Raw genomic sequence first — 3224 nt, 5'->3', positions numbered from 1 at the left:
TTCAAAAGGAGGTCCGCTCAGAGTTCCGCGATGTCCGCCATCAGGCGCGCACGGATTTCCGTCTCCTCTTCGGCGCAATCATCAGCCTGGCCGTGGGTATGGCGGCTCTAATGGCTAAAGGCTTTCACTGGGTTTAAGACTCTATTGCACGTTTGTGCACGTTTACGTACATTGATGCGCATTCCTCGTCCCCGGCAGCCGCATGAATCCCGTACGCGCCACCCGTTTGATCTTTCTCCTCTCCGGCATAGGCATGGCCAGTTGGGCACCGATGGTGCCTTACGCCAAGGCCCGCCTTGCCCTCGACGACGCCACCCTGGGCCTCGTGCTGCTGTGCATGGGCTTTGGTGCGGTCATCGCCATGCCTATCGCGGGTTTCCTGAGTCATCGGTTCGGCCACCGCTACGTGATCGGCGTGAGCGGCCTTCTGGTCTGCGTGGCGTTGCCCTTGCTGACCCTCGCCCCGAGCGTCTGGTGGCTGGGCGCAGCCTTACTGTTCTTTGGTGGGTCGATCGGCGTCGTCGACGTGGCGATGAATGCTCACGCGGTGGATGTCGAGAAGCAGCAGGGGAGGCCGATGATGTCCGGTTTCCACGGCCTGTTCAGCGTCGGCGGCCTCGCAGGCTCCGCGGGCATGGCGGCCCTGTTGCATGCCGGCTCACCCCTGACGGGTAGTGCGATCGCGGTATCGATCCTGTTGCTGGTCATCGTTGCCACGCAGTGGCGGCACTTCCTCATCCGCCACGACGACGGTTCTGGTGAACCGCATGCTCGTTTCCGTCTGCCTGGCGGTGCGGTGTTTCTTCTCGGCTTCCTCTGCATGGTCGTGTTCCTTGCCGAGGGTGCCATGCTCGACTGGAGCGCCGTATTCCTGCGTTTCTCACGCGGCTTCGATCCGTCCGTGGCCGGTCTGGGCTACGCCGCGTTCTCGATCGCCATGGCTGTGGGCCGGCTGCTCGGCGACCGCATCACCGCTGCACTTGGTCCGGCCAACATCGTTCGCATCGGTAGCCTGATCGCCGCCGCCGGCTTCTTCCTCGCTACGACGCTGCCGTGGGGGCCGGCGGCGCTACTCGGTTTTGCTCTGGTCGGCATCGGTGCCTCGAACATCGTGCCCGTGCTGTTCAGTGCCGCTGGCCGGATGCCCCGCACCTCGCCCGCCATCGCCATCGCCACGGTTACCTCGCTGGGCTACGCCGGAATGCTTGCCGGGCCGGCCGTCATCGGTTTCGTCGCCAAGGCCAGCACGCTATCGATCGCCCTGGGCGGCGTCGCGTCCCTGCTCGTCGTGGTATCCCTTTGCGCGTCCATCGCGCGCCGCTGATCCAAGGAGTCTTCCATGCATTCCAAACGCAATGTGGTCATCTTCGATTTCGGCGGGGTACTTGTCGACTGGAATCCCCGCTACCTCTACAGCAAGCTGTTCGGCGACGATGAAGCCGGGATGGAGCGTTTCCTCGCCGAAGTGACCACGCCTGAGTGGAACCTGCAGCAGGATGCGGGACGCCCGTGGGAGGAAGCCGTGCGTTTGTTGACCGCGGAACATCCGACCCAGGCCGATCTGATCGCGGCCTACCAGCATCGTTGGGAAGAGACCCTGGGCGGTCCCATCGACGACAGTCTGCACATCCTGCGCGAGCTCAAGGACGCAGGCCATCCCTTGTACGGCCTGACCAACTGGTCGCACGAGACCTTTCCCATCGCACGTCAGCGATATGCATTCTTCGACTGCTTCGACGGCATCGTGGTGTCGGGCGAGGAGGGCATGATCAAGCCCGATCCGAAGCTCTACGAAACCCTGCTCGAGCGATACGACATCGACCCCACCTGCGCCGTCTTCATCGACGACAACAAGATCAACGTGGAAGCCGCGGAGGCCCTTGGTATCCACGGCATCCATTTCCATACCCCGGCCCAGTTGCGCGCCGAACTGATCGAGCTCGGGTTCCTGCCGAAATGAACGCGCCGGACACCACGCTGCCGCGCGAGCGGCAGCAACTGATCCTCGAACGCCTGCAGCGCGACGGAAAAGTCATCGCCGCGGATCTCGCCCAGGAATTCCGCGTATCGGAAGATTCGATCCGCCGTGATCTGCGCGACCTTGCTGCCCAGGGATTGTGCCGTCGCGTTTACGGCGGCGCATTGCTTGCCGTGAATATCCCGCCCCTGGGTGAGCGACATGCCGAACGTACCGAGCTGAAACGAGCGCTCGCCCGCACGGCGCTAAGTCTGGTCGGCACCGGCCAGATCCTCTTCATCGACGCMGGCTCCACCAACACGGTGCTGGCGAAGATGCTCCCCGATCACCATGACCTTACCGTGGTGACGAATGCACCCGATGTCGCCTTGGCGGTGCTGGGGCGGCCGGGATTCGACGTGATCATGCTCGGTGGCAAGCTCGATCCCGCGATCGGTGGCGCGATTGGCTCGCGCACCGTGCGGCAGGCTCAGGATATTCGCGCGGACCTGTGTTTCCCGGGCGTTTGCGCGATCGATCCGCAGCGTGGGCTATGGACCTACGACGAGGAAGAGACGGTCTTCAAACAGGCCATTATCGAGGCCAGCGGCGAGACGGTAGCTATCGCGACGCCCGACAAGCTGGTGGCGTCGGCGACGCATCACACGGCGCCGATCACCGGCATCTCGCATCTGGTGGTCGCGTCGGATACGGATGCGGCGGTGGTGGCGCGTTATCGCGCGGCGGGCGTGACCGTGCACATGTAAGGCGTGCTTTGTGCTTTGTGCAGTGTGCAGTGTGTGGGAGCCGCTTCAGCGGCGAATGGGATTTGTGGTAACCCCCCAWCGCCGCTGAAGCGGCTCCCACATGTCTTCATTCGCCGCTGAAGCGGCTCCCACACAATGCGAGCTTAGCCGGCCTTTTTCTTCGCAAGGCGCAGCCAGGTATCGACGACGGTATCCGGGTTCAGCGATACCGATTCGATGCCCTGGTCCATCAGCCACTCGGCAAGATCCGGGTGGTCGGACGGGCCCTGGCCGCAGATGCCGATGTACTTGCCCTTGGCGCGGGCCGTGCTGATCGCCATCGACAGCAGCTTCTTCACCGCCGGATCGCGCTCGTCGAAGAGGTTGGCGACGATACTCGAATCACGATCCAGGCCGAGGGTGAGCTGGGTGAGGTCGTTCGAGCCGATCGAGAAGCCGTCAAAAATGTCGAGGAACTCGTCGGCCATCAAGGCGTTGGAGGGGACCTCGCACATCATGAT

The 3224-nt window shown here is 63.4% G+C and carries 4 protein-coding genes; 3 read left to right on the top strand and 1 reads right to left on the bottom strand.

Annotated elements, in window-relative coordinates; all coding sequences use genetic code 11:
- The first annotated feature begins 202 nt into the window (after window positions 1-202).
- Genes AC1DT2_RS19020 through AC1DT2_RS19010 form a run of 3 tightly spaced genes read left to right on the top strand, consistent with a single transcriptional unit; the run spans window position 203 to window position 2724 of the window.
- Window positions 203-1324 (top strand): MFS transporter, encoded by a 1122-nt coding sequence (locus tag AC1DT2_RS19020; protein WP_477298031.1) that lies wholly within the window; start codon window positions 203-205, stop codon window positions 1322-1324.
- Between the two features lie 15 nt (window positions 1325-1339).
- Window positions 1340-1960, top strand: a complete 621-nt coding sequence (locus tag AC1DT2_RS19015) for an HAD family hydrolase (protein ID WP_063571831.1) — start codon at window positions 1340-1342, stop codon at window positions 1958-1960.
- A complete protein-coding gene (locus AC1DT2_RS19010; protein WP_213950149.1) occupies window positions 1957-2724 on the top strand; it encodes a DeoR/GlpR family DNA-binding transcription regulator in 768 nt (255 codons plus the stop codon). Before AC1DT2_RS19015 ends, AC1DT2_RS19010 begins: the two co-directional genes overlap by 4 nt.
- A gap of 143 nt (window positions 2725-2867) precedes the next feature.
- Here the strand turns inward: AC1DT2_RS19010 and AC1DT2_RS19005 are convergent.
- On the bottom strand, window positions 2868-3224 hold a 357-nt coding region (locus tag AC1DT2_RS19005; RefSeq protein WP_477298028.1), incomplete at its 5' end, for a putative PEP-binding protein.

It is taken from the genome of Luteibacter sp. P4_E6 (genome assembly GCF_056401535.1).
Note: the sequence above shows the minus strand (reverse complement) of the source record. Positions and strands in the feature narration are given on the sequence as shown.

Excerpts from the sequence above, each read along its gene's own strand:
- AC1DT2_RS19020 (WP_477298031.1), top strand. The coding sequence starts at position 203 with ATGAATCCCGTACGCGCCACCCGTTTGATCTTTCTCCTCTCCGGCATA.
- AC1DT2_RS19015 (WP_063571831.1), top strand. The coding sequence starts at position 1,340 with ATGCATTCCAAACGCAATGTGGTCATCTTCGATTTCGGCGGGGTACTT.